We start from the raw sequence: 24,543 nt of genomic DNA, 5'->3' as shown, positions 1-24,543 counted from the left end.
GCGCACCCTGTGGCCCCAAGCCCCCTGGAGCTGACGCTGCACTTGGTCTCCGGCGAGCGCACCCGCGACGCCGACCGGTTCCTCTTCCAGGCGCGGGACTACCTGCGCCTCCGAGAGGAGGGCACCTCCGTGCGCGCCTCGTTCCCCTGGGAGCGAGCCCTGGAGGATCTGTCCAACCTGGGCTCCAGCCGCCCCAGCCCCAATGCCGCCCAGCGGCTGGGAGAGCTGCTGCGTGCTTTCCTCGCGCCTCTGGGGTGGGCCCAGGACGAGCAGCGCCTGCGGCAGGCCGTGGAGGCGGGGAGGCTCGTGCGGCTCACGCTGAGGCTGGAGCCTGCCGAGCTGTGCGTGCTCCCTTGGGAGCTGCTCACGCTGGAGTCCACGGGCCAGGCTCTGAGTGATCTCGACGGCCTGACGCTCTGCTACGAGCGGCCCGGGACGCAGACCCACCCGGCGCAGCCCTCGCCTCCGCCTGCGGGGGGCCGCATCCTCTTCGCCTGGGCGGGGGATGTGCCCGCAGCGGCACACCAGCGCGCCCTCGTGGAGGTCTGCGCCCAGGCAGGGTACCGCTTCGATCCGAGCCGGGACGTGCTTCCTCATGTGAGCCTCGCCTCGCTCGAGCAGGCCTTGAGGGACAGTGAGGAGCCCATCGGCGCGCTCCACCTGCTGTGCCATGGCGTTCCCTCCGAGCCCGGGGCCTACGGCCTGGCCTGGAACTCCTCTCGAATGGAGGGAGAGGGGGAGGTGGTGGATGCCGCCTCGCTGCGCGCCGTGCTTGAACCGCACGCCGGGCATGTCCGCATGGTGGTGCTGTGCGCCTGCCGCGGAGGGGATGCGGGGCTCCCCGGCAACCACCTGGGCAGCCCGGCCCGCGAGCTGCACCGCGCGGGGCTCTCCACGGTGGTTGCCTCCCGGCTGCCGCTCTCCAAGGTGGGCTCCGTCACCTTCACCCGTGTGCTCTATGGGGAGCTGCTCGGACACCACGTATCGCTGGAGCAGGCGCTGGCCGAGGCTCGCAAGGCGCTGCGGCTCGAGGGGGCGCGGATGGATGGAGCCTCGCTCCAGCTCTACGCCCACGCCGGAGATGGGCCGGACCTGCGCCCGTTCATCTTCCCGCCGTACTGCGGCCTGCGGCCATTCGAGCCGGGGGATCATCGGCGCTTCTTCGGCCGTGAGGCGCTGCGCCAGACACTGCACCAGCGGGTGGAGGCCGCTGCGGAAGGACGGGCCCCTGCCTTGGTGGTGATGGCCGGCGCCTCCGGGAGTGGCAAGTCCTCGCTGCTTCGGGCCGGGCTGTTGCCGGAGCTGTCTCCCGAGCGCTGGGAGGTGACCCGGGTACGCGCGGGAGAGGCGGGAGCGCTGGAGGTGGTGCGCTCGGCGCGGGCGTCTCCGGGCAAGCACCGGCTCCTGGTGGTGGATCCACTGGACGAGGCCTTCACGCGGCTGGCCGAGGGCGAGCGCGGAGAGCTGCTGCGCGCGCTATGGGAGGCCTCGCAGGAGCCCACGCGGGGCACGGTGGTGCTCGCCACGCTGCGGGTGGACTACCTGGGGCGCTGCGCGGAGGTGCGCTTGGGGGAGGGCGGTCCCCGATTGGACGCGGTGCTCTTCGAGGGCGGGCGCCTGCTGCTGGTGCCGGAGATGACGGCGGAGGAGCTGCGCGACGCCATCGAGCGTCCCGCGTGGCAGCAAGGGCTCTCGCTGGAGGAGGGCCTGACGGAGCGGCTCCTGCAGGAAGTGGAGCGCCAGCCGGGCGGCCTTCCGCTGCTGGCGCACACGCTGGAGCGGCTGTGGCGGATGCGCGAGGGGCGATGGCTCAAGCACAGCGCGTACCGGGCGCTGGGCGGGGTGGCCGGAGCGCTGGCCCAGGAACTGGACCGGCTGTTCCTGGGGCTGGGCGAGGAGGAGCGCCACCAGGTGCGTCGGCTGCTGGTGGAACTGGTGGATGTGCGGGAGGGGTCAGCCCCCTTCACCTGCCAGCGCGTGGAGAGGGAGCGGGTGCGGCCCATGGGGGAGCAGGCGCGCCGCGCCTTCGACACGGCGCTGGGGCGGCTGGTGGAGGGCCGGGTGCTGGTGCTCGGCGGCGGCGCGGAGGAGGAGGGCGAGGTCTTCATCGAAGTGGCCCACGAGGCGTTGCTGCGCCATTGGGGGCCCCTGGCGGAGTGGATCCGCGAGGGCCAGGAGCGCCGGCGCAGGCGGCTGGAGCTGCGCGTGGCGGCGGAGGCCTGGGGTGACCACCAGGGGGCGGAGCACGCGGAGGACTATCTCTTGCGAGGCCGGCGCCTGGAGGAGGCGCTGGAGTTCCTGCTTGCCCATCCGGACGAGCTGGACGAGCGGGTGTTCCCGTTCATCAACGCGAGCCGGGAGCGGGAGGAGCGGCTCGCGCGGGAGGCGCGCCGGCACCAGGAGCGGCTGCAGGACTTCGCCCGGCTGATCGTGGCGGACAAGCTGCGGCGGGAGGACCCCACGGCGGCCCTGCTGGTGCTGTTGGAGGTGCGCGAGCCCGAGCAGCACCTGGCGTGGACGCAAGCGGCGCTGGAGGTGCTGCAGCAGCCACTCGCCTCCGCGGTGCTGCGAGGGCACCGAGGGCCGGTGCGCGCCGCGGCGTTCAACCGGGATGGGACGCGGGTGGTGACGGCGTCTCGGGATGGAACAGCGCGGGTGTGGCGCGCGGATGGGACGGGCGAGCCCACGGTGCTCGAAGGGCACAGCGGCGAGGTGCTGGTGGCGGCCTTCAGCCCGCTCGGGAAGCGGGTGGTGACGGCCTCGGCGGACCGCACGGCCCGGCTGTGGTGGTTGGAGGGCGGCCCGGGGGCACCGCTCGAGGGGCACGTGGGCGAGGTGGTGGCAGTGGCGTTCAGCCCGGATGGCGAGCGGGTGGTGACAGCGTCGCGGGATGGGACAGCGCGGGTGTGGCGCACGGATGGGATGGGCGTGCCGGTGGTGCTCCGGGGCCACGAGCAGGGCGTAGTGGCCGCGGCCTTTGACGGCACGGGCGCGCGGCTGGTGACGGCGTCGCGGGATGGGACGGCGCGGGTGTGGCACGCGGATGGGCGTGGCGAGCTGGCGGTGCTGCGCCACCCGGGAGATGTGCGCGCCGCGGTCTTCAGCCCGGATGGGACGCGGGTGGCCACGGCCTCGGTGGACGGAGCGGTGCGGGTGTGGCGCGTGGAGGAGCAGGGCGAGCCGATTCTGCTGCAGAGCGACTCCGGCTTCGTGAACGCGGTGGCCTTCAGCCCGGACGGAGGGCTGGTGGTGAGCGCGCACGCGGATGGGTCGGTGCGCCTGTGGCGGGCGGATGGGAAGGGAGGGATGCGGCTGGCGGGACACACGGGGGAGATCCTCACGGTGGCCTTCAGCCCGGACGGCATGTGGGTGGTGACGGCCTCGCGGGATGGGACGGCGCGGGTGCGGCGCACGGACGGGGAAGGCCTGCCCCTGGACTTGCTGGGGCACGGGGACGAGGTGCTGTCCGCGCGGTTCAGCGCGGATGGGGAGCAGGTGGTGACGGCCTCACGGGATGGGACGGCGCGGGTGTGGCGGTGGCGCGCGCAGCCCCAGGCGCTCACGCTGCGCCGCCGAGCGGGCGCGGTGCAGGGCTTGGCCTTCAGCCCGAGCGGGGAGCTGCTGGCGACGGCGCATGCGGATGGCACGGCGCGGGTGTGGCGGCTGGATGGCTCCATGACCAAGGTGTTGCTCAAGGGGCATGGGGCGGAATTGAGGATGGTGTCCTTCAGCCCGGAGGGGGAGCGGGTGCTGACGGCCTCCGTGGATGGGACGGCGCGGGTGTGGCGCACGGACGGCAGCGGAGAGCCGGTGGTGCTCTATGGGCACACGGGCCGGGTGGTGACGGCGGTGTTCAGCCCGGACGGGGCGCGGGTGGTGACGGCCTCGTGGGATGGGACGGCACGGGTGTGGCAGGCGGACGGGAGTGGAGAGCCCGTGGTGCTTCACGGGCACACGGAGTTCCTGCGGAGCGCGGCCTTCAGCCCGGACGGGGCGCGGGTGGTGACGGCCTCGGATGACGGAACGGCTCGCGTGTGGCGTGCGGACGGCAGCGGTGCGCCCGTGGTGCTCCAGGGACATCAAGGCCGGGTGGTGATGGCGGCGTTCAGCTCGGACAGCGAGCGGGTGGTGACAGCGTCAGAGGACGGGACGGCGTGGGTGTGGCGCGCGGATGGCCAAGGCAAGCCGGTGGTGCTCAAGGGGCACGAGCAGGCGGTGGTGAGCGCGGAGTTCAGTCCGGACGGGACGCGGGTGCTGACGGCCTCGCACGACAAGACGGCGCGGGTGTGGTCCGCGGAGGGAGTGGGGGAGCCGGTGGTGCTCCGGGGACATACGGCCCGGTTCGATTCCCGAGGCACGCGGGTGGTGACGGCCTCGGGAGATGGGGCGGTGCGGGTGTGGCCGGTGGATGGGAGCGGTGAGCCCCTGGTGCTGACCGGCCATGGGGACCGCGTGATGGGAGCAGTCTTCAGCGCGAAGGGGGACATGCTGGCCATCGCTTCGAGCGACGGCTCCGCGCGCGTGTGGAGGCTGGGCGTGGACATGCTGCGCGAGCGGCTGCACCAGATGACGAGCGCGAGCCTGGAGCTCCGTCAGCGCCAGCGCTACCTGGGCGAGACGCTCGAGGAGGCCCGGGAAGCCCACGCTCGCAACCCCACTCCTATCGAGAACAGCACCGAGTCGGAGCGGTACAGCTCCTTGCGCCGCAGGAAGCGCTCGTAGGCAACGTCGGCAAAGCCATACAGACGCGAGGTCCACTGCACCTCCACGCCGAGCACTCCTCTCCCGCTGACTCCGCCGAAGAAGGTGGGCGTCCTCTGTGCGTTCAGTTCATGGAAGAAGGCCGTGGTGCCCAGCCCCGCATAGGGGCGCAGACCGCCCTGGGTAGAGAGATGGAATCGCGCCTCGGCCCTGAGCCCCGGAGAGGACTGCACCACGACTCCGAGCAGACCGCCCACGCGCTCCTGGGTGTACCCAATGCTCACGACCGGGGTGACGGTCGTGGTGACGCCGAGCCCCAGCACATCCACCTCTCCACGAATGTTCATGCTCCATCCCAGCTGCCTCGGGGAGCCGTCCGCCGCTTCTTCGCGAGCCACCGCGGGTGTTTCCAGTTCCAGTTCCTCCTCGTCCTCCCGCGAACCGTCCGGTAGCGCGAGGGTGCCGCGGGCCTGCGCGAAGAGCCTGCGCAAGCGCCTCGGGCCTTTCACGGGGAGCTGCACGGAGACATCCATCGCCAGGGCCTCGCGGAAGGACTGCAGCGCCGCTTCCGGGGACTGCTCCGCCAGCAGCACGCCCCGCATCAACTTGAGCCAGACCAGCTCCTGCACTTCGTTGGATCTCCAGCCCACAGCCTTCTCCACCTTGGCGAGGGCCTCCTCGTACCGGGCTTGCTCATAGAGCGTGGCCACTGCGGGGATGTAGGGGTTGGGCGTGAACGGCCGCTCGAGCTTCGAGGGCTCTTCGGCGGACGCGGTGACGGCGGTCAGGCAGAGAAGGGCGATTTTCAAGGCAGAGGTCATGGAGTCAGTCCTGGATGGAGGAACGGAGCACGCGCTGGCGCTCCATGACTGGCTCTGTAGACCTGTGGCCTCCTCCACGCAGTGAGGGGGCTCATACGCCGCTGGTGAAGCGCTTCACCGCTGACTGACTCTCATGGGAGCGCTCCCCTTCTCAGCGGGGGAGGTTCGTCCCGGCCCCCACCGGATTGGGATGCTGGGGGAACAGGCCCACGCCTATCGAGAACAGCACTGCCTCCGAGCGGTACCGCTCGCCCCCGGTAAAGAAGCGCTCATACGCCACGTCGGCAAAGACAAACATGCGAGAGTTCCACTGGACATCCACCCCGAGAACCCCGCGACCGCTGACTCCACCGAAGACGGTGTTTGTTCCCTCCGCATTCTCCTCCAGGAAGAACGCCGTAGCCCCCACCCCCGCATAGGGCCGCACCCAGCCGAGGTTGATGGGGTGGTACTGCCACTCGGCCCGAAGCCCTGGCGTGGGCTGCACCAGGACTCCCACCAATCCTCCCATCCGCTCCTTCGTGTACCCAAGCCCCACCACGGAAGAGATAGAGCGGGTGACGCCCAGTCCTGGCACATCCACCTCTCCGCGCACGCTCAGGCTCAGGCCCATTCGCCGCTCGGGCGGGCCCGTCACCACGGGCGCGTCGGCCTCGTCCGGTTCCTCCTCCAGCGCCAGGTCCGCCGGGAGCCCCGCCGTGTTGCGCGCCTGCTCGAAGAGCTTGCGCAAGCGCCGCGAGCCCTTCTTCACCGGCAGCTGCGCCTGCTCATCCATCGCCAGCGCTTCCTTGAATGTCTGCAGCGCCGCCTCCGGGGCGAGCTCCACCTGCAGCACGCCCTGCATCAGCTTGAGCCACAGTTGCTCCTGCGGCCCGTTGGACTTCCAGTCCTGCGCCTTCTCCAGCTTGGAGAACGCCTCCTCATACTTGGACTGTCCGTAGAGCGTGGCTACCGCCTGGATGTATGGGTTTTCCGTCTCCGGCACGTCGATGTTCGTGGCCTCCTCCGCCCAAGCAGGTCCCGCCATCAGGCACGCCAACGCCCAGGCCAGCATGAACACGGCGCTGACGCGTGTGCGCCAGCGGCGCACGTCCTCGAGGTGGTTCCAGGATGGGGAGCGGCAAGGGCTTGAAGGGTTCAGTCCCTTGAAGTACTGGGCAGGAGCCTCGGACGACGGAGGCATGCGAAGGGGAGGGCACTTGGTGGAAGACATCTCCACGCTCACCCGGAACCCGCGCCGCAGTGGCCCCGGGGCGCCGGGACTGGTTCCAGCGTTGACCCTCATCTCCCACCCGAAGATCCAGCGCATCGGTGAGCGGGTGCTGCTGCGCGAGCTCGAGGCGGGCCGGGAGGCCGCCATCTCGCGCACGGAGCCTCTCTTCGCGCGCCCGGGCTCCGTTGTCGGCCTGCCGCTGGCCGACCCCTTCCTGAGCCGCAAGCCGCTGCGCCTCCTTCCGAGAGAGCAAGGGGGCGTGCGCATCGTCGCGGGAAGCAGTCCCCAGGTCATCGTGGAGGGTGAGCCGCTCACGGGAGAGCGTGAGCTGGAGACCCAGGCGCTGGTCACTGGCGTCACGCTGGAGCTGGCCGAACGCGTGGTGCTGCTGCTGCACTGGGTAGAGCCTGCGGAGAAGGAGGGGGGGGAGGAGTTGGGCATGGTGGGCCAGAGCGCGGCGGTGAGGCGGGTTCGCCGGCAGGTGATGCAAGTGGCGGACCTGGACGTGCCTGTGCTCATCCGGGGCGAGACAGGCACCGGCAAGGAGCTGGTGGCCCGGGCGCTTCATCAGCACGGCCTGCGGCACAAGGGGCCCTTCATCAGCGTGAACCTGGGAGCCCTGCCCAAGGAGCTGGCCGCCTCCGAGCTCTTTGGCGCCGAGCGTGGGGCCTACACGGGCGCCACGCACTCCCGCGAGGGCTTCTTCCGCGCGGCCCAGGGCGGCACCCTCTTTCTGGACGAGGTGGCCGAGGCCTCTCCGGAGGTGCAGGCCCTGCTCCTGCGCGTGCTGGAGACTGGGGAGATGTTTCCCGTGGGGGCCCGCACGCCCGTGAAGACGCAGGTGCGTCTGGTGGCCGCGACAGACGCTCACCTGGAGGAGCAGATCCAGCAGGGGCAGTTCAAGGCTCCGCTTCTTCATCGGCTGGCGGGGTTCGAGATCCGGGTTCCTCCTCTGCGCGAGCGCCGTGAGGACTTGGGCCTGCTGCTCTTGCACTTTGCTCGCCAGGAGTTGGAGAGCCTCGGAGAGGTCTGGCGGCTGGAGTCCTCGGAGCCCTCGGCCGAGCCATGGCTGCCAGCGGCGCTGGCCTCGCGGCTGGTGCGCTACCCGTGGCCTGGCAATGTCCGCCAGCTGCGCAACGTGACGCGTCAGCTCGTCATCGGCAGCCGCGGCCTGCCGAGCTTGCATGTGGATCCTCGGCTGGAGGAGGAGCTGTCTTCCTTGGCTGCGGTGTCCCCCACGCCTCCGTCGCCTTCCTCTTCGAAAGCACTGCCCGAGACGCGCCGCAAGCCCTCCGAGGTCTCCGAGGAGGAGATGATGGGGGCACTGCGTGCGCACGGTTATGACCTGGCGGCTGCCTCGAACCAGCTCGGCATCACCCGCGCCTCGCTCTACAACTTGATGAAGAAGAGCTCCCGGGTGCGCACCGCCAAGGACCTGAGCGTCGAGCAGATTCGTCAGAGCTACAGTGAGTGCAACGGCGACCTGGAGCTCATGTCGCAGCGGCTCGAGGTCTCCTTGCGAGCGCTCCAGCGCCGTGTGCGGGAACTGGGGCTGGTCTCGAATTGACGAAGCCTGACGTCAATTGACGCGCAAGCGCGCGCGGCTGACGCGTCAATTCGTGACGGCTGAGGACGGGTCGAGCGGCCCCTACCGGAGACGGTGGGTGGCACGCGGGTTGCTCAAGGACAAGGCAAGGCTTCCGCGCAGCAGCGGGGCCTGTGCAGTTCCCCCCCCTCACAGTCGAGGCACACCATGAGCAGCGAAGAGTCCACGCGCAAGTCCGCAGCGAACAAGCCGGCGAACCGCGAGCAGGAGACCGCCACCCACGCTCAGAGCCGCACCCAGCACAGCGACGGTGGCAAGTGGCCCATCCCCTTCGATGATGACGACACCGGCGGTACGGGCGAGGCCTCGCAGACCTCCGATCCCCAGCGGCCTGGTATCGAAAACGATATCTGAGCGTGCTGCGAGTCCCGCGTAAGGCCCTCGGCCAGCTGGGCTTGCGCGAGCTAGGGTGCTGCGTCCGGTTGTGACTGGGGACGCAGCCCCTCGAGGCTGGCGCGCAGCGCGAGCGCCTCGGCCCAATCGGGCCGAGCCTTCAACACCTCGCTCACCAGCGACAGCCCCTGCTCGAGGGGAACCGAGGCATCAAGCCCGGCTTGTTTTCTCCAGGTGGCCCACGTGTGGCAGAAGCGGCCAAAGGCCAGGCGGTAGTCCAGGGGCCGTTCCGTCGAGAGGATGGCTTGCTGATAGGCCTTGTGGGCCTTCTCGAAATCCTTGTCAGCCCCTCGCCCTTGCCGTGCGCTCCATTGCGCCTGCACCGCTCGGGCTTCCGCCAGATAGAGCCACGTCTCCGTATTGTCAGGGGAGCGCTCAAGCGCCTGTTGGAGGGTCTCCAGGGCGTCAATGAGATACGGGCGCGGATCCGCGCCGTCCTCCAAGGCGAAGGCTGCCAGCAGCTGGGAGGCATGCCCCATGTCGATCAGCGGCGCGTAGTGCGTGGGCGCGCGCTGCTGGGCCTCGCGTGCGAGCTGCAGCGCTGCGCGGGCACTGGGCCGGGCATCCTGGCCTCGGGAACTCAGATACATGGCCCGGGTGGCGGACAGGTCCGCCAGGTTGTTGTAGGCCCAGTTCCGCTGAGGGGCGAGGGTCCGTGCCTGGTCAAAGGCCTGTTGTGCCTGATCCATCAGTGGCAGCGGGTCCTCGCCGCGCTCCCATGCGGCCCGAGCTTGCTCCTTGTGCGCCAGGCCCTTCAGGTTGTGCAACTCCACCATGCGAGGGTTGATTGCCAGCCCCTCGCGGCAGGCGTCGAGGGCCGCGGTCAAGGCTGGGCGCTCATCCTCGCCTGAGTCACGCAGGCGCTGCGCCTGGGCCAACTGGACCCTGCCCGCTTGGAAGCGGACCAAGAAGTTCTGACGATCCAGCTCTCGGCTCTTCTGCAGCGCCTGCCAGGCCTGCTCGAGGTCTTCTTTGGGGGAGGGAGCTTTGGGGAGGGTGGCTCGCTTGTAATACTGAGTCGCGAGGTTGACCCAGCCCGCTTCATAGTTGTCTTTGAGCTCGACCGATTTCTGGAAGGCTTTGATGGCCTCGTTGCGATGGAGCAGCGAGTCTGCTCCAAGACTCTCCGCATAGTCGGCCTGCTTTGTGAAGATGAGGCCCAGTCCATGGTAGACGTAATAGTCGCTCTGGGTGGTCTCGAACTCCTTGAAGACCTTGAGAGCGTGCTGGAGCGGCTCGCGAGGGTCCTGGTTGATCTTTTGATGGAGCGTGGCCAGCTCCAGCCAGTCCATGCCCAGCTCCTTGCGCGCCTCCATGTTTGACGGGTTGAGGTCCAAGGCCTTCTGGGCAGAGTCGATCGCCTGGCGCAGTGGCTTCTCAGCGGCTTGTCCCTGCAAGTGGCTGGACTGGGCGAGGTTACGATAGAGCGTGGCCTGCAGGACCCAGGACGCAGCGTGGTCTGGCGCCGCCTGGAGGGCTCGGGAGAGGTGCTGGAGCGCGCGCTCGATATGGGGCGCCACCTCCCCGTTGCTGTAGAGGGCCATGGAGACCGCCGCCCATTCGACCCGGGCCAACCCGCAGTGCACCTCCGGTGCGCTCTGGGCGGTGTCCGCCGCCCGGAGGTAAGACCGGCGGGCCTCTTCGAGGTCCGCTTGGACCTGTTCTTTTTCTTTCTCCGTCTGCTGTCCATCGCTCCAGCGCATCAGAGCGCGCACGTGGAGGATGTCGCCCCGGAGCTTGGGGGCCTCGTAGAACCAGGGCATCCGTTCTCCGAGCGAGTTCAGCTGGCCGAGCGCCTCGTCATAGTGCTCCTCGTAGAAGGCCAGGAGCGCTTTCATATACTCGCTGGAGTTCACCTGGGCGTTCTTGCTCTCGCGCAACAAGTTGAGCGCGGGTTCCCGGTACTGGACAGCCAGCTCTTCGCGGCGCGCTTTACGTAGCTCGGAAGCGAGCTGTCCCAGGGACAGCAGTTGCTCGTTGTAGAGCTGGCTCATCGCCAGGGCCAAGGCCACGTTGGCCTGCGGATCCTCATAGCCCGCCGCCTTGGCTGCCTCCAGATGCTCGCGGGCCTTGGCGGGATCCCCCAGGTCCAGCCATCCCTGTCCAAGCGCATAGTGCCCGGGCCCTTGAGCCACTTCGCCGCTCTCGCCCATCGCTCGCTCGATCTCTCCCAGCCGGGTGCGCAGCTCCTGGCGCTCGGCGCGGGTGTCGTGCAGGCGGCTGAGCGCGATGAAGCGGGCGCGTGCTTCCACGTCTCCCGCCACCTTGGTGAAGTGGCTTGACAGACGCTCACGTTCAGCTGAGTCACGACGGGTGAGCTCCGCCTTTCCCAGCGCCAGGAGCACCAGCACCAGCGCCACGGAGGCCACGGAGACCAGGGCCCAGTGTTTGCGCGCCTTCTTGCGCAGCCGGTACCAGGTGCCCACGGCGCGCGCCTGCACCGGCTCGCCGTTGAGGAAGCGCCCCAGGTCCTCGGCCAGCGCCCGCGCTGAGTCGTACCGGGCTGACGGCTCCCGCTCCAGGCACTTGAGGACAATCGCCTCCAGGTCCACCGGTACGTTCTTGTTGTGCTCGCGCAGTGGGCGCGCCTCCTGGGTGGCCAGGTTGGTGAGCACTTCCAAGGCGTTGGTGCCGGGGATGGGCGTCTTGCCCGTGAGCATCACGTACAGCGTGGCGCCCAGGCTGTAGACATCCGCGCGCCGGTCCAACTGGCTCACTTCGCCCCGGGCCTGCTCGGGCGCCATGTAGTGCGGGGTGCCCAGCACCGTGCCGGTGACGGTGGCCTCGCGCTGCCAGTCGCGCGCCAGGCCGAAGTCCATGACGTAGGGCTTCCACCGCCCGTCCTCCCCACGCTCCACCAGGATGTTGGTCGGCTTGATGTCCCGGTGGATGAGGCCGGCGCGGTGGGCGGCGTGCACGCCCTCCGTCACTTGCTGCATCACCATCACCTTCTGCTCCAGGGACAGCTCCCGGATCAGATCCAGCAGCGAGCAGCCCTCCACGTACTGCATGGCGATGAAGGGCTGGCCCTGCACCTCGCCGACCTCGTACACCTTGCACACGCGCTCGTGCTCCACGCGGGCCTGGGCCTGCGCCTCGGAGATGAAGCGGTGCTGGAGCTCGGGGTCGTCCCCGCGCACGAACTTCAGGGCCACGTTGCGGCGCAGCACCGGGTCATACGCGAGGTAGACGCGGCCCATGCCGCCTTGCCCCAGGAAGCGCACCGGCTGGTAGCGCTCCCAGCCCGGTACGGGGAAGGCCGGCTCCTGGGGATAGGGGGTCGTCTGGCTGGGAGTGGGGTGGACCGTGAGGGTGGGAGACCCAGGGGTCACGGGCGCGTCCGCGGGAACTGGGGGCTTCGCGGGTGGGACCGCCGGTGGGGTCCCGGGCTGAATGGTGCGAGTCGGAGAGCCCGGGGTGAGAGGCTCCTCCACGCGCGCCGGGGGCTCTGCCGGGGGACGACGAAAGGAGAGCGTCTCTCCCTGCTTCAAGCCCGCGTGGAGGGGCGCTCCGGTGCCGTAGGCCGCGGCTCGAATCTCGTCCAGGGTCTCCTCGGAGAGGATGCCCCGGGCCACGAGCAGCTCCAGGGGGTGGCAGCCCTGGAGGAGGCCCTCGGTGATGAGGGCCTCGGCTTCCTCTTGGGAGAGCACACCCCGCATCTGCGCTACGCGCAATTCTTGCTCATACTTCTCACGCATCGGCATTCCTCATGCGCTACTGCAATTTCTTAGCGCACGCCGCGCGCGTGCAACGGACCAAACTATCATGAGAGGCGGTGCACTTCAGTGGCCAAGAGGGAAGGCGGACTGGCGCTTGCTCCTCTGCCTGAGCCATAAGGTCACCCCCAGCCAGAGCCCGCTGAGGGAAAGCCCCGGAGTACTGGCACAACCCCATCCATAGTGGCTCACGGGGCGTTCGATGTGGAAGGTGACGGAAGAGGCCTCACTGGAATTTCCGGCCGGGTCCGTCGCGGTGACTGAGAGGGTGTGGGCTCCAAGCCCCAAGGGGGCCGGAGGAGTGTAGCTCCAATTCCCCTTGGCATCGATGTCCATCGACCCAGCCTTAACTCCATCCAGAGTCAGTGCCACCGTGCTGCCCGGCTCGGCGGCGCCGGTCATGTCTGGGGGGCTCGTGGTGTGGATGGCTTGGTCCTGGAGGGGCCGAGCGACCTGCGGCGCGGCCGGGGGTGTTCCGTCCACGAGGAGAACCCGCCCTCCGGAAGCGCCCTGGGCGGTGACGGAGAGGATGTAGTGGCCCGTTTGCAGCTTCGGCAAGGTGAAGGTGAGCAAGCTGTCCGAGAATGTGGCCCACTGGGTGACGCGGGTCAGCGCTCCTCCGTCCACGGCCACCAAGCTGACGAGGGGGAGGGCGGAGGAGGAGCTGCGGGCATTGCCTCCGCTGGTCTCGGAGTGATTGATCAGATGCGTCCCTTGGAGCTCCAGTGTGCTTCCCGGCTGCTTGGGAGGAATGGAATGGAGCGAGGGACGAGACGTCTCGCTCTTGGCAGCCACGGGGCCTTCGTAGATCTGGAAGCTTTTCAGGCGGCCGCTGTCGTTCACGCCTCCGGCGACCAGCACCTTGCCCGAGGGCAGAAGCGTGGCGGTCGAGTGATGGCGGGCGGTGAGCTGCGACGGGGTGAGAGGGCTCCAGACCCCCAGGGCGGGGTCGTACACTTCCGAGCTGGCGAAGACCGTGAGTCCATTCGTCCCCCCTGCAATCAGCACGAGGCCGGAAAGCAACAACGTTGCCGTATGGCCGTAGCGGCCCGTGTTGAGCGTGACGGAGGCGGTCTCCACCCACGCGCTTTCCTTCGGATCATAGAACTCCACGGAGGAGACTGCGTGGGCCCCACTTCGTCCTCCGGCGACCATGACCAGTCCGGAGGGCAGCAGCGTCGCGGTGTGCTCGAAGCGGGAGGCCCGCGATGAGGGGATGCTGCTCCAGGTCCCGGTCTTCGGGTCATACAGCTCGTCGCTGTCCACGGGCGAGTTAAGGCCCTGGGTGCCTCCGATGAGCAGAACCTCGCCCGAGGGAAGCGGTGTGGCCGTGTGGAGGAACCTGGGGGAACTCAGGTTCTCGGCAGGGATCCACGTATTGCTTGCCGGGTCGTACAGCTCTGCGTCCTTCAGCGCTGTGTCCTGACCTGAGGTGCCTCCGGCGACGAGCACCTGTCCCGTGGGCAGCAGCGTGGCCGTATGGTGGAAGCGGGCGGTCTCCAAAAGTTTGGCAGTGGGGCTCCAGTTGCCGGTCGCCGGGTCATAAAGCTCGGCGCTTTTCAGGGCGCTGGTCCCGCTCGACGTGCCCCCGGTGACGAGCACCTTGCCGTTGGGAAGCAGCGTGGCCGTATGGTGGAAGCGGGCGGTCCCCAAAGGCTTGGCAGTGGGGCTCCATTTGCCGCTGGCTGGGTCATAGAGCTCTGCGCTTTTCAGGGCGGTAGTTCCGTTCGACGTGCCGCCGACGATCAGCAGCTTGCCACCGGGAAGCTGCGTCACCGTGTGACCGGAGCGCTCCTGGAGCAGGGCCTCCCCGTCACGCCAGTTGCCCATCCCCGAGCCGTATACCTCCGCGCTCTGGACGGCGCTGGTTCCGAACCCGCCCGTGACCAGCACCCTGCCGTCAGGTAGCAGCGTGGCCGTGTGCTTGAGACGACCGGTGCCCAGAGAGGTGCCGCTGTCGCTCCAGGTTTCCTCGTCTGGGTCGTACTCCTCCGTGTTGGGAATACCGGTGGGCGATGTGGGGCTGACGTAGCCTCCCGCGACCAGCACCTTGCCTGTGAACAACAGCACCGCCGTATGGCCGATGCGGGCCTGCTGCATCATTTCCTTGCAGGGACGCCACTGTCGCAGATTGGGATCGTACAACTCGGCGGTGCCGATGCTGCGTCCGTTCAAGTCCTTGCCGCCGGCGATCAGAACCTTTCCCGAGGGCAGCAGCGTGGCCGTGTGCTCCGAGCGATTTTGGATCAGCTTGCCGACGGGAATCGCCGCGCTGCCATCCGGGGCGTACTCCTCGGCGTCGCTGGTGAGCTCAGAGTCTGTTCCCCCAGCGATCAGGACGCGGTCGGAGGGCAAGCGCGTGGCGGTGTGTCGCGAGCGGGCATGGCTCATGGTGTCTGCTGCTTGCCAGGAGCCCTGATCCGGATCGTAGACCTCCGCCGTGTCGAGGGAGGACCGTCCTGTGGAGTCTGAAAGCCCTCCGGTGACCAGGACCTTGCCCGAGGCCAACAGCGTCGCCGTGTGATCATAGCGGGCGGAGTCCATGAGAAGGGTCGGCTGGGTTGAGATCTTCGTCGCTGGGTCGTACACCTCGAAGGTGTCGAGGGCCTGGTCGTTGTCGTTCCTTCCTCCCGCCACCAGCACCTTGCCGTTGAGTAGCAGCGTGGCGGTGTGTCCAGCGCGGGGGGTTTCCAGTGTGCCTGCCTTCTCCCACTCGCCGGTACTCAAGTCATAGAACTCCGCGCTGACGAGAGCCTTGGCGGTGGCATTGCTCCCGCCCAAGATCAACACCTTGCCGTTGGGCAGCAGCGTGGCGGTGTGGCTCGTCCGGATGGAGTCCATCGCCGCGATGTCGCGCCAGCCGGAGGTCTCCACGGTGGAGGACTCTCCTTGAAGCAGCTCTTTCATCCATGGGAGCTCCGAGCTCGACGAGGGGCCACAGCCCAGCGCCAGGCACCCCAGCAGCAGGCAGGTCGCCCCTTGAGGCAGGGCGGGGGCGCTCCTCTCGAGCCGCTTCGTCATGGTCGAATCTCCTCGTGGTGCGAGTGGGATTCCGCACACAAGGTTGCAAGCCCTGAACCAAGAGAGGTTCGGGGGAAGGGCGTGACTGCTGGAGGGATCTGGCGGCCATTTGCGCGTCAATGGGCGTCAGCTGACGCGTCAACGGGCGCTCGTCCGCGCAAGTGTGCGTCTACAAAGGGGTTGGCAAGGAAATGGCAACGGCCGTCTGGCATGGACTTCGAGCTGCTGCTGACCCATGCCGATGACCGGCGGCCCGTGCTGGAAGATGCGCTGCCCTTGGATGCGGCGGCCCATCTGCCCCGGCCCGAGGAGCGCGCCTCGGGCAAGGATCTGATCGATGCGGGGGTGGATCCCAACTCCCTGCCGGATCAGCGCTGGGGGGTGATTGCCCCGGAAGGCCCCTTGGGGGACAGGCTGCTTGCCCTCATCGAGCCGCTGCGCCGGCTGCGCGAAGAGGAGCAGGGCGCCCCAGCGCGCATCTACCGGGTCAAGCCCGGCATGGATGGGATGCAGGCCGTCCGGTGGAAGGACACCGTGCTGCGCAACGAGGCGGAGTTCGAGACGGAGCAGCCTGCCTACTTGCTGCTGCTGGGCGATTTCGATCAGGTGTCGGTCGAGCTGCAGCAGGTGCTCGGCAGTGACGGCTTCGCGGGCCGGCTCGTCTTCCCCTCGGAGGCGGGCTACGAGGCCTATGTGGACAAGGTGCTGCGCTGGAGCCGCTCGCCCTCGCCCACGCAGCAGGGCCGCGCGATGCTCTTCACCGCGCACGATGGGACCGCCGCCACCACCGTGGGCTACCGGGCGCTGATGGCTCCCAGCCTCGAGAGCCTGCGCAAGCTGCAGGAGCTGGGCAGCCTCTCCGCGGCGTCTCTCTCCGAGCTGGGCGAGCCTGCGGACTGGTCCGCGCAGAAGCTCCTCGCGGAGGTGGCCTCGCCTCAGCCCTCCGTGCTCTTCACCATGAGCCACGGGTTGGGCGCCCCGCGCAGTGGTTGGCGCTCGGTGGACGAGCAGCGCGCGCGCCAGGGCGCCATGAGCCTGGGCGTGGAAGGGGCGCTGGACGCCTCGACCTTGGCTTCAACTCCGTTTCTGCCGGGGGGAATCTGGTTCTTCCTCGCGTGCTTCGGGGCAGGCACTCCCGCTCGCAGCGCCTACTACCCGTGGCTGTCGCGGCTGCGCGAGGTGGGCCAGTACCCCGGCCGGCTGGAGCGGCTGCTGGCCGCGCTCCCTCGCGAAGGCGAGCGTCCCTTCGTCGCGGCCTTGCCTCAAGCGGTGCTCGCCAACCCTCAGGGGCCGCTGGCGGTGGTGGGCCACGTGGACTTGGCGTGGACTTACTCCTTCCAGGACTTGGGCCGCGCGGCGCGCAACCGGCCCTCGCGCTTTCTGGGCCTGCTGCGCACCCTGGTGGAAGGCCGCCGCGCGGGCGCGGGCCTGAGTGCGCTCATGCGGTTCTTCAACGAGGCCAACACGGAGCTCACCACCCTCTATGACTACGAGGAGTCGGCGCGCCTGGCCGGGCGCGACAACCCCGTGGACTCCGCCGAGCGCGCCCATCTGTGGATGCTACGGCAGGATCTCTCCGGCTACCTCCTCCTGGGGGATCCGGCGGCGCGCCTGCCGCTCACCCAGGCCGAGGCCTCCGCTTCCTTGGCGTTGCAGGTCCGCCCGAGCCTCTCCGTGGCGCCGGAGGTCTCTCTGGCGCAGCACCTGGCCTCCAGCGCGGGGGCGCTGCCACCCACCGAGGCCATGGCCGAGGCCGTGCTCGGCATGCTCAGCGGTGAAGAAAGCGAGAAGGCCATTGCCTCGCGGATGGGGGTTCCCCTGTCGGAGCTGCGCCGCTGGCGGAAGGTCTACACAGAGGCCGGTCTGAAGGCGCTGGCCGCGCTGCGCTCACCAGGCTGAGGCCTGCCTTCGCACGAGCAACCCCCTTTCTACCTCTCGGGAGTCCCCATCATGCGTACGGTGGTGTTGAGCGATCTGCATCTGGGCAATGGCCAAGGCTATGACATCTTCGCGGGAGCCCATGCGCTGCCCGCCTTCCTGGACACGCTCACCCGCGAGCCCACGCGGGTGGTGCTCAACGGTGACTCGGTGGACTTCCTCATGAACGAGGATCCGCTCGAGCTGCAGGTGGAGCGGGCGGTGGCGCAGGCTCGGGCTTTGGTGGCCTCGGCGCCGACGGCGGCGGTGCTCGAGGCGCTCGGGCGGGTGCTGGCGGCGGGAGGCGAGGTGGTGCTGCGCCTGGGCAACCATGATGTAGAGCTGGCGCTCGGAGAGGTGCAGGCGGTGCTGCGCGAGGCGCTCGGCCAGCCACCCGAGGTGGCCCAGCGTCTGCGCTTCCAGCGCGGGGACGCGCCGTGGGTGCTGGAGGTGGGCGGGGCGCGGGTGCTGCTGGCCCATGGCGAGCAGCACGACACCTGGAACAAGGTGGACTACGAGCACCTTCCGGGACCGGGTGCCCCGGAGGGAACGGATGCCGCCGGGTACCGCTACTCGGCGGGCTCGCTGCTGGTGAAGAGGCTGCTCAACCCGCTCAAGCGCCAGTACGGCATGCGCTTCGCGGATCTGCTCATGCCCGATTTCCAGGGGGCCCTGCTGGCGGCGTTCGCAATCAACCCGGGGGCGGTGCGGCTCGCCTTCCAGGAGTCATCGCTGCGCATTGGCTGGCAGTTGCTGCGCCGGGACATGGCGCCGCTGACGTTCGGTGAGGAGGCCGAGCCGGATCTGGGACTGGCCGAGCGGGTGAAGGAGGCCGGTCTCACCTTGGAGGAGCAGCGGGCACTGGAGGAGATGATGGCCGGGGGAGGGGTCCACTTCGGCGAGGACGAGCCCGAACTGCTGAGCGCCCGGCAGAAGCTGGGGCGCAGCGCGCTCCAGGGGTACGCGCGGATGCACCGCGTGGTAGCGGGAGCCTCCAGCGAGCGGTACTTCGACCTGGAGCCGATGCCCAGCGAGTGGATGGAGGCGCAGCGGCTGGCCCAGAAGTACCGGGCGGGCGCGGTGCTCATCGGCCACACGCACGCGGCGCGGTGGAAGCAGGAGGAAGGCCTGCTGTACGTGAACTCGGGCACGTGGATCGAGCTCATGCGGCTGCCCGCGCCCGAGGCGCCCGACACGGTCTGGGCGGACTTCCTCCGGGAACTGCAGCGCAACCCGAGGCTGGACTCGGAGCACCAACGGCTCGCGCGGCTGGTGCAGCGCTTCACCGCGGTGGAGTGTCAGCCGCACAAGCAGGGGGGCGCGGAGGTGTCCCTGGTGGAGTGGCGGCAGCCCTCAGGGCTCCAGGTGCTGGGTTCCACCCGGGTAGCGCCGGTGGCGGGCGAGCGGTAACCTCCTCTATCTCTCAAGGGGTGGTCTGGGCACAGCATGGACGTTTTCGCGCTGCGGGACAGCGTTTCGGCGCAGGCGTGGCACCGGGCGAACTGTTTCCGGTGAGGGCAGGGGGCAGACTCCGCCAACTCCGGCAGCGGTTCCTTGGCCAGATGTTTGCCGTGCCCCATCGGTGCGCCGGTCAAACCGGCAAAAGTAAGCAGGTGATGCAAGGTCACACGAGCGCTGTGTGATCGCAGATGATCTCACGGAGCCGGTTTTTCTCACTCTCCGTACTCGCGGCGAGTTCGGCGTGGACGCCGCCTTGAGGAGTCGCTCGCCCGTAAAGTGCAGCATCCTGCCGCTCAAGCATTAAGCAACGTGAACTCGTGAGGAGTAGTTTCTGGAAGCCCATCCGAAGTGCCAGCGCCTCCAGAGTGCTCAAGGTATCAGCAAGCTCAAGCCCCTGTTTCTGCGCTTTGGGCGGTGACGGGATAAGCTGTGTCCGATGTGCTAGATAAGACATTCGCTTGAGCGTGAAGGCAAATGTAAATATCAAATCCTGAAAGGACAGAAAGAGGGGATGGACATACTGGCTCTTGAATTCCTCCACCTCGCTGGTGATGCGGACTACCTCGCTGTCCGAGCCATTGGAGGTGCGCAAGTCGAGGTAGTAGTCGATATAAGGATCCTGCTCATGCGCGGCAATGAAGAGGTAGTGTGGAGGAGGTAGTTGAGCCCCTTGGCTATAGAACTCAATGACCCTGTCGATGCTGAAATTGGTTTGGGGAACCTTGAGATCCCCCATGCTTCTCCCCATCGTGCTGAGGAAGTCCTCGTAGGCGGCTGGTAGTGATTGACCGCTCAGGGACTTGACTCGCTCGATGTCATGGCGACTCGCACCATGTACCTTGCGTGGGTAGTCAGGGTCGTACTTGCGCAGGAAGTCAATGGTGGCTTGGGTCACAGCAACTCTCTTGTCAACTGCACACAGCCTCGTTGTTCCCACAGAGCATAGGGGTGACGTGAAGCTGGCACGTGGAGCATGATGGGGTCGTAGCCCCATGGCCGAAATTCTCAGTGACTGGTTTCCCGTCCCGGAAGAAGGTCACCTCGACAGTTTTTGCGATTCCAGGACTGTAATAGACTTCGGTCATGTGAGCAGGGCGGTGCTTGCTCTGCTGGGCTGTCTGGAGGAGTTTCGGTGCAGCACAAACTCCTGGGATGTTGCCTTGCGGAGGTACAGCCAATGTGTTGAAGAAGCTCTCACTGTCAGGGATGAGTCCTTCACTGTTGTGCATCTGGGTGAAATCTACCCGCCCACACACAACCCACTCCCGCTTCAGAGGGTCTGTTGTCTCAAGTTGCTTGACGGCCTCTTCGAAGCCAGGAAGGGTCTCCTCCCCAGACATTGCGGCATAGACGAACTTGCGGCATTTGCAGAGGAGAATGCCGATCATATAGCCTCTCTTGCTCTTGCCTTTGCCTCGAAGCGTCTGAAGGTGGCTCTTCTTGAGCCGGACCAGATCGATCTGACCTGCCAATACTCGTGTCAGGGATTCACTCTCCAGGGTTTCGAGAATGGCGTGCAGGGCCTTGTTCTTGTTGCACTTGGGGCAATCGGAAGATTCGGCGTCGATGGGGTCGTCGCCATAGGCGAACCCTGTTCCCCCCTGTTGTATGAATGTAGTATTGAAGGTGTTGCCGTTGTGCTGAGTGACGTCCAAGAAGCGAATGGCCCCCTTGCCCTCGATCTTCACGTCGATGCTGGAACTACCCCAGGTCATCTTCCCCTTTGTTTTCGAGGAGATAAGGCCGCCGCCAGCGGTTCCTGGCTCGTCGCCGCTGCTGGTACTCAGGCTGGAGCCTTGGAGGGCCACCGCGTGTCCCTCGATGGATACGGACTGGCTTCCTTGGGAGAGGTCCGCGTCCTTCGCCACGTTCACATAGGGAATGGGTACAGGACCGCCCGGGGAGGGCGTCTTGCACACGTCCGGCACCGAGCTCGTGTTGATCTGGCCATCCCCCTTGTGGATGACAGAGCGACCGTTGATGTAGACCTTGCTCACTCGCCCCCCTTGGGAGTGCACGGACTGCTCAGTGCCACCAGGGCTCAATCCTAGGGCATTGGCGAGGGAGACGCTGGGATGGCCAGCCTGCGCAAAAGAAAAGGGCCCCGGACTTTCGTCCGGGGCCCTTCATTGTCTGCTCCCCGACGTGGACTCGAACCACGGACCTAGTGATTAACAGTCACCCGCTCTACCGGCTGAGCTATCGGGGAATATGTCCGCCGCAGAGACTCGCGTCGCTGCGACGGGGTGTGTTCTAGAGAAGGGAGGCCCACCTGTCAACAGTCCGATTGGATCCGCTCGTTCGCCTGCGCGCTCAACCCTGGTCCGCCCTGGCCGGCCTGGCCCCTGTCGCCGCCGAGGCCCTCTCCCGTGTCCTCGCTGGCACCCCCGCCGAGCGGGTGCTGGACCGGACTCTCCGGGATCACCGCCAGCTCTTGGCCCCCCAGCGACAGGCCCTCAAGGAGGCCGTCTTCAACGTCGGCCTCTGGCGCCGCCGCCTTGGCTACCTTCTGGGTCGGAACGACGCTCCCGCCCCATTGCTCCTTTATGCCCTCCTGCACGGGCTCGCCGGAGTGCCCCAGGCCGAGGCCGCCTCGCTCGCCGGGGTGGATGCCCCCCCGGAGCTGACCCCCGGTGAGCCCCCGTTGCTCGCCCTCCGAGCCTCCCTGCCAGATTGGCTCGCGGACCACTTCGCCCAGGAGTGGGTCTCCGAAGCCGAGGACTTCTGTGCCCATCTCAATGTCCCCGGCCCCATCACGCTCCGTGTAAATCCCCTGCGCACCTCTCGTGAGGCGCTCGCCCAGCGCCTTCGCACCGAGGGTCTTGAGACACGCCCCGGCACCTGGAGCCCCTTGGCCCTGCAGCTCGAAGGCCCCAGGCCCAACCTCTATGGGCTCCCCTCTCTCCAGGAGGGCCTCTTCGAGGTCCAGGACGAGGGCAGCCAGCTCCTGGGGCTGCTCGTGGAGGCCCAGCCTGGGGAGACCGTGCTTGACCTCTGTGCGGGCGCCGGGGGCAAGACGCTCCAGCTCGGTGCCGCCATGGAGAACAAGGGGCGGCTCCTGGCCTATGACCCGGACCCCGAGCGGCTCGACCGGCTCCTGCGGCGCTGTGCCCGTGCCGGGCTCTCGAATGTCTCCGTCCTTCGGGCGCCCCCCTCTGGGATGGCTGTGGACCGGGTCCTCGTGGATGCCCCTTGCTCCGAGCTGGGCTCCCTCCGCCGAGGGCCTGACCTGCGCTTCCTCAAGTCCCCCTCCGTCCTCGAGGAGTTCGTTCCCCTTCAGCGCCAGCTGCTCGCTCAGGCGGCGGACCTCGTGCGCCCGGGTGGACGGCTCGTCTACGCCACGTGCACCGTGAACCGCGCAGAGAACCAGGACCTTGTCGCCGGCTTTTTGCGCCAGCAGCCTGACTTCCGGCTCCTCCCGCCTGGAGCCGGGTGGCTCCGTCCCGAGTGCATCCAGGACGGTTTCCTCTTCTGTGCCCCCCACCGCCACGGGACCGATGCCTTCTTCGCGGCGGTGCTCGAACGCTCCAGCTAAGCGCCCAGGGGAGGGGAGGCGGGTTTTGGACGCTTGCCCCCCTGGCCCCTCTGAAGTCCCGTCCCCCCTGCGCGCTCGGTGCTATGAAGGCGCCCGTGCGCTGGCAGAAGCCGCTCCTCCTTCGTCCTCGGGACACTGTTCACGTGGTCGCCCCCGCCGGGCCCTTCGACCGGGCCGGTTTCGAGGCGGGGCTCGCCCTCATCGCCCAGCGGTACTCCTCCCGCTACAGCCCCGGCATCTTCGAGGCCCACCGCTACCTCGCCGGGGATGACCGCCGCCGCCGCGAAGAGCTCACCCAGGCCCTCCAGGACGCGAGCGCCCGCGCCATCTTCTGCGCTCGCGGCGGATATGGCGTCATGCGCCTCCTGCCGGAGTTGCCCCTCGCCGACGCCGCTCCCAGCGCCTTCGTCGGTTTCTCGGACCTCACCGCACTCCACCTCGCGCTCCAGGCCCAGGGCCGCGTCTCCATCCACGGACCCGTCCTCACGCAGCTCGGCAAGCAGGCCTCGGATGTCCACGAGCGCCTCTTCCGCCTCCTCGAGTCCCCCGAGCCGCCGCCCCCGCTCACCGGCACCGCCACCTATGTCTCCGGCACCGCCGAAGGGCCTCTGCTTGGCGGCAACCTCTCTCTCGTGACGCGGCTCCTCGGCACGCCCTTCCTGCCCGAGTGGGACGGCGCGGTGCTCCTCCTGGAGGACGTCGGCGAGCGCCCCTACCGGCTCGATCGCATGTGGACCCACCTGCGCCTCGCGGGCGTCTTCGAGCGTATCAGCGGCATCGTCCTCGGCGACTTCACCGACTGTGATGAGAAGAACGGCGCCTACAGCAGCGCGGACGTGCTGCGCTCGCTGGCGGAAGAGACGGGCCTGCCCTGCGCCGCGGGCTTCCCCATCGGCCACGGCGCCATCAACCAGCCCGTGCCGCTCGGCACCTCCGTGCGCTTGGACGCGGGCGAGGCACGCCTCACCTTCCTCGAAGGAGCCGTGCGCGCATGAGCCACCCCATCGGCACCCTTCAGAGCGTCCTCGACGAAGCCGTGGCGAGCGGCCTCTTCCCGTCCGCGCAGGCGGTGGTGCTCCACCGGGGCATCCAGGTCTTCGGAGGCGTGGCTGGCGCCGCTACGGGCGACATGCGCTTCGACCTGGCCTCCGTCACCAAGGTCTTCTGCACCACCGCGCTCTTCCTGAACCTGTGGACCGAGGGCAAGGTCGGCCCCGAGACCCAGGTAGGCCGCTTCTTCCCCGGCTCTCCGGTGGGCGAGGCCGGCGCCACCGTGGCGGATCTGCTCTACCACCGCTCGGGCCTGCCGCCCTTCATCCCGTTCTTCGCCCAGGCACTCACCTCCCACCCGGAGCTGCTCGACTCGGCCTGCCCTCCTGCTACCCGCGCCCGTGTCCGCGAGGAGGTGGTCCAGGCTGCCGCGCAGACGCCGCTCGCCGCTCCGCCGCGCACGTGCGCCGCCTACAGCGACGTGGGCTTCATCCTCCTGGGGGAGATCCTCTCCCGCGCCGCGGGCAAGCCGCTGGATTTCCTCTTCAACCAATATGTCGCCGAGCCGCTGGGTGTCGGCGCGCGCTTCCACCGCCTCTCCGAGCTGTCCACCGACGGCAAGGTGGCCCCCACGGGCCCGACCCGTCCCCGAGAGCCCGCTCCCGGCCAGGAAGGCTTGTGGGGCGAGCTTCCCACGCGGCCCAGCCCTCCCGGCGAGGTGGATGACGACAACGCCTGGGTGATGGACGGCGTGAGCGGCCACGCGGGTCTCTTTGGCACAGCCGTGGACGTGGCCCGCTTCGGCAATGCGGTGCTGGCGGGGTGCTCGGGCACGCCGGTGCTGGCGCCGGGGCCCTTGTGGCACCGCCTGATGGCCGCGGATCCGTTCGTGGAGGGCAGCACGCGCCGCATGGGCTTCGACTCGCCCTCGGTGGAGGGCTCCAGCGCGGGTCACTTCATCGGCAACGCGCCGCCGGGGGCGGTGGGCCACCTGGGCTTCACCGGCACCAGCCTCTGGGTAGACCTGCGGCGCTCGCTCGTGGTGGCGCTCGTCACCAACCGCGTGGCGCACGGCCGCAAGGAGCAGCGCATCCGCGACTTCCGCCCCTTCTTCCACGATGTCGTGGTGGATGTGCTGGGCATCGCCGACCCGACGAACTGACGCAAGG

14 protein-coding genes and 1 tRNA gene are annotated in these 24,543 nt (G+C 68.4%); 8 read left to right on the top strand and 7 right to left on the bottom strand.

All coding sequences use genetic code 11. The features are described from left to right. Positions 1-9: 9 nt before the first annotated feature. Positions 10-4,722 carry an nSTAND1 domain-containing NTPase gene (locus DB31_RS39695; RefSeq protein ID WP_052420618.1) on the top strand — a complete coding sequence of 1,571 codons (4,713 nt, stop codon included), beginning with the start codon at positions 10-12 and terminating at the stop codon, positions 4,720-4,722. Here the strand turns inward: DB31_RS39695 and DB31_RS49360 are convergent. After that, positions 4,605-5,522, bottom strand: coding sequence for a hypothetical protein (locus tag DB31_RS49360; RefSeq protein WP_044198152.1), 918 nt, complete (start codon positions 5,520-5,522; stop codon positions 4,605-4,607). The genes DB31_RS39695 and DB31_RS49360 overlap by 118 nt on opposite strands. 151 nt (positions 5,523-5,673) lie before the next feature. Further along, positions 5,674-6,612, bottom strand: a complete 939-nt coding sequence (locus DB31_RS39685) for an OmpW family outer membrane protein (protein WP_157232391.1) — start codon at positions 6,610-6,612, stop codon at positions 5,674-5,676. 91 nt (positions 6,613-6,703) lie between these two features. Here DB31_RS39685 and DB31_RS39680 point away from each other — a divergent pair, with 91 nt between their 5' ends. Both DB31_RS39680 and DB31_RS39675 read left to right on the top strand, forming a co-directional pair. Then, positions 6,704-8,302, top strand: a complete 1,599-nt coding sequence (locus DB31_RS39680) for a sigma 54-interacting transcriptional regulator (RefSeq protein ID WP_044198314.1) — start codon at positions 6,704-6,706, stop codon at positions 8,300-8,302. Between the two features lie 186 nt (positions 8,303-8,488). Beyond that, positions 8,489-8,695: a hypothetical protein gene (locus tag DB31_RS39675; protein WP_044198149.1), complete on the top strand. Its 207-nt coding sequence runs from the start codon at positions 8,489-8,491 to the stop codon at positions 8,693-8,695. Between the two features lie 50 nt (positions 8,696-8,745). Here DB31_RS39675 and DB31_RS39670 read toward each other — a convergent pair whose 3' ends face one another. Together DB31_RS39670 and DB31_RS39665 are read right to left on the bottom strand one after the other, a co-directional pair. Further along, positions 8,746-12,432: a serine/threonine-protein kinase gene (locus DB31_RS39670; RefSeq protein ID WP_052420617.1), complete on the bottom strand. Its 3,687-nt coding sequence runs from the start codon at positions 12,430-12,432 to the stop codon at positions 8,746-8,748. An 84-nt stretch (positions 12,433-12,516) separates the two neighbouring features. Continuing rightward, positions 12,517-15,471 carry a Kelch repeat-containing protein gene (locus DB31_RS39665; RefSeq protein WP_052420616.1) on the bottom strand — a complete coding sequence of 985 codons (2,955 nt, stop codon included), beginning with the start codon at positions 15,469-15,471 and terminating at the stop codon, positions 12,517-12,519. 210 nt (positions 15,472-15,681) lie between these two features. Between DB31_RS39665 and DB31_RS39660 the strand changes: the two genes are divergently transcribed. Next, positions 15,682-17,370 carry a hypothetical protein gene (locus tag DB31_RS39660; RefSeq protein ID WP_063769306.1) on the top strand — a complete coding sequence of 563 codons (1,689 nt, stop codon included), beginning with the start codon at positions 15,682-15,684 and terminating at the stop codon, positions 17,368-17,370. A 51-nt stretch (positions 17,371-17,421) separates the two neighbouring features. Next, positions 17,422-18,798: a metallophosphoesterase gene (locus DB31_RS39655; RefSeq protein ID WP_044198146.1), complete on the top strand. Its 1,377-nt coding sequence runs from the start codon at positions 17,422-17,424 to the stop codon at positions 18,796-18,798. Positions 18,799-19,012: 214 nt separating this feature from the next. On the opposite strand, the gene DB31_RS39650 is transcribed toward DB31_RS39655, so the two are convergent. From DB31_RS39650 to DB31_RS39640, 3 genes are all read right to left on the bottom strand, one after another. After that, positions 19,013-19,744 (bottom strand): SMI1/KNR4 family protein, encoded by a 732-nt coding sequence (locus DB31_RS39650; RefSeq protein ID WP_044198144.1) that lies wholly within the window; start codon positions 19,742-19,744, stop codon positions 19,013-19,015. A 13-nt stretch (positions 19,745-19,757) separates the two neighbouring features. Beyond that, complete coding sequence (locus tag DB31_RS45690; protein WP_052420615.1) at positions 19,758-20,846, bottom strand: DUF4150 domain-containing protein; 1,089 nt, start codon at positions 20,844-20,846, stop codon at positions 19,758-19,760. A 139-nt stretch (positions 20,847-20,985) separates the two neighbouring features. Continuing rightward, positions 20,986-21,058, bottom strand: a tRNA-Asn gene (locus DB31_RS39640). 120 nt (positions 21,059-21,178) lie between these two features. Between DB31_RS39640 and DB31_RS39635 the strand changes: the two genes are divergently transcribed. The 3 genes from DB31_RS39635 (at position 21,179) to DB31_RS39625 (ending at position 24,536) form a co-directional block, all read left to right on the top strand. Then, complete coding sequence (locus DB31_RS39635; protein WP_205628648.1) at positions 21,179-22,384, top strand: RsmB/NOP family class I SAM-dependent RNA methyltransferase; 1,206 nt, start codon at positions 21,179-21,181, stop codon at positions 22,382-22,384. An 83-nt stretch (positions 22,385-22,467) separates the two neighbouring features. Then, positions 22,468-23,379 carry a S66 peptidase family protein gene (locus tag DB31_RS39630; RefSeq protein ID WP_044198141.1) on the top strand — a complete coding sequence of 304 codons (912 nt, stop codon included), beginning with the start codon at positions 22,468-22,470 and terminating at the stop codon, positions 23,377-23,379. Further along, entirely contained in the window at positions 23,376-24,536 is a 1,161-nt protein-coding gene (locus DB31_RS39625) for a serine hydrolase domain-containing protein (RefSeq protein WP_044198139.1), read from the top strand. The genes DB31_RS39630 and DB31_RS39625 overlap by 4 nt, the downstream gene beginning before the upstream one ends. The last annotated feature ends 7 nt before the right edge of the window (positions 24,537-24,543 follow it).

This window comes from Hyalangium minutum (assembly GCF_000737315.1).
Classification (GTDB): domain Bacteria; phylum Myxococcota; class Myxococcia; order Myxococcales; family Myxococcaceae; genus Hyalangium; species Hyalangium minutum.
The sequence above is the reverse complement of the archived record's forward strand: the minus strand, read 5'-3'. Positions and strand labels throughout refer to the sequence as shown.

Bases quoted from the DNA above. Each gene is read 5' to 3' on its own strand.
- DB31_RS39630 (WP_044198141.1), top strand. From the start codon at position 22,468: ATGAAGGCGCCCGTGCGCTGGCAGAAGCCGCTCCTCCTTCGTCCTCGG.
- DB31_RS39625 (WP_044198139.1), top strand. From the start codon at position 23,376: ATGAGCCACCCCATCGGCACCCTTCAGAGCGTCCTCGACGAAGCCGTG.
- DB31_RS39665 (WP_052420616.1), bottom strand. From the start codon at position 15,471: ATGACGAAGCGGCTCGAGAGGAGCGCCCCCGCCCTGCCTCAAGGGGCG.
- DB31_RS39675 (WP_044198149.1), top strand. From the start codon at position 8,489: ATGAGCAGCGAAGAGTCCACGCGCAAGTCCGCAGCGAACAAGCCGGCG.
- DB31_RS39670 (WP_052420617.1), bottom strand. From the start codon at position 12,432: ATGCGTGAGAAGTATGAGCAAGAATTGCGCGTAGCGCAGATGCGGGGT.
- DB31_RS49360 (WP_044198152.1), bottom strand. From the start codon at position 5,522: ATGACCTCTGCCTTGAAAATCGCCCTTCTCTGCCTGACCGCCGTCACC.
- DB31_RS39660 (WP_063769306.1), top strand. From the start codon at position 15,682: ATGGACTTCGAGCTGCTGCTGACCCATGCCGATGACCGGCGGCCCGTG.
- DB31_RS39680 (WP_044198314.1), top strand. From the start codon at position 6,704: ATGCGAAGGGGAGGGCACTTGGTGGAAGACATCTCCACGCTCACCCGG.
- DB31_RS39655 (WP_044198146.1), top strand. From the start codon at position 17,422: ATGCGTACGGTGGTGTTGAGCGATCTGCATCTGGGCAATGGCCAAGGC.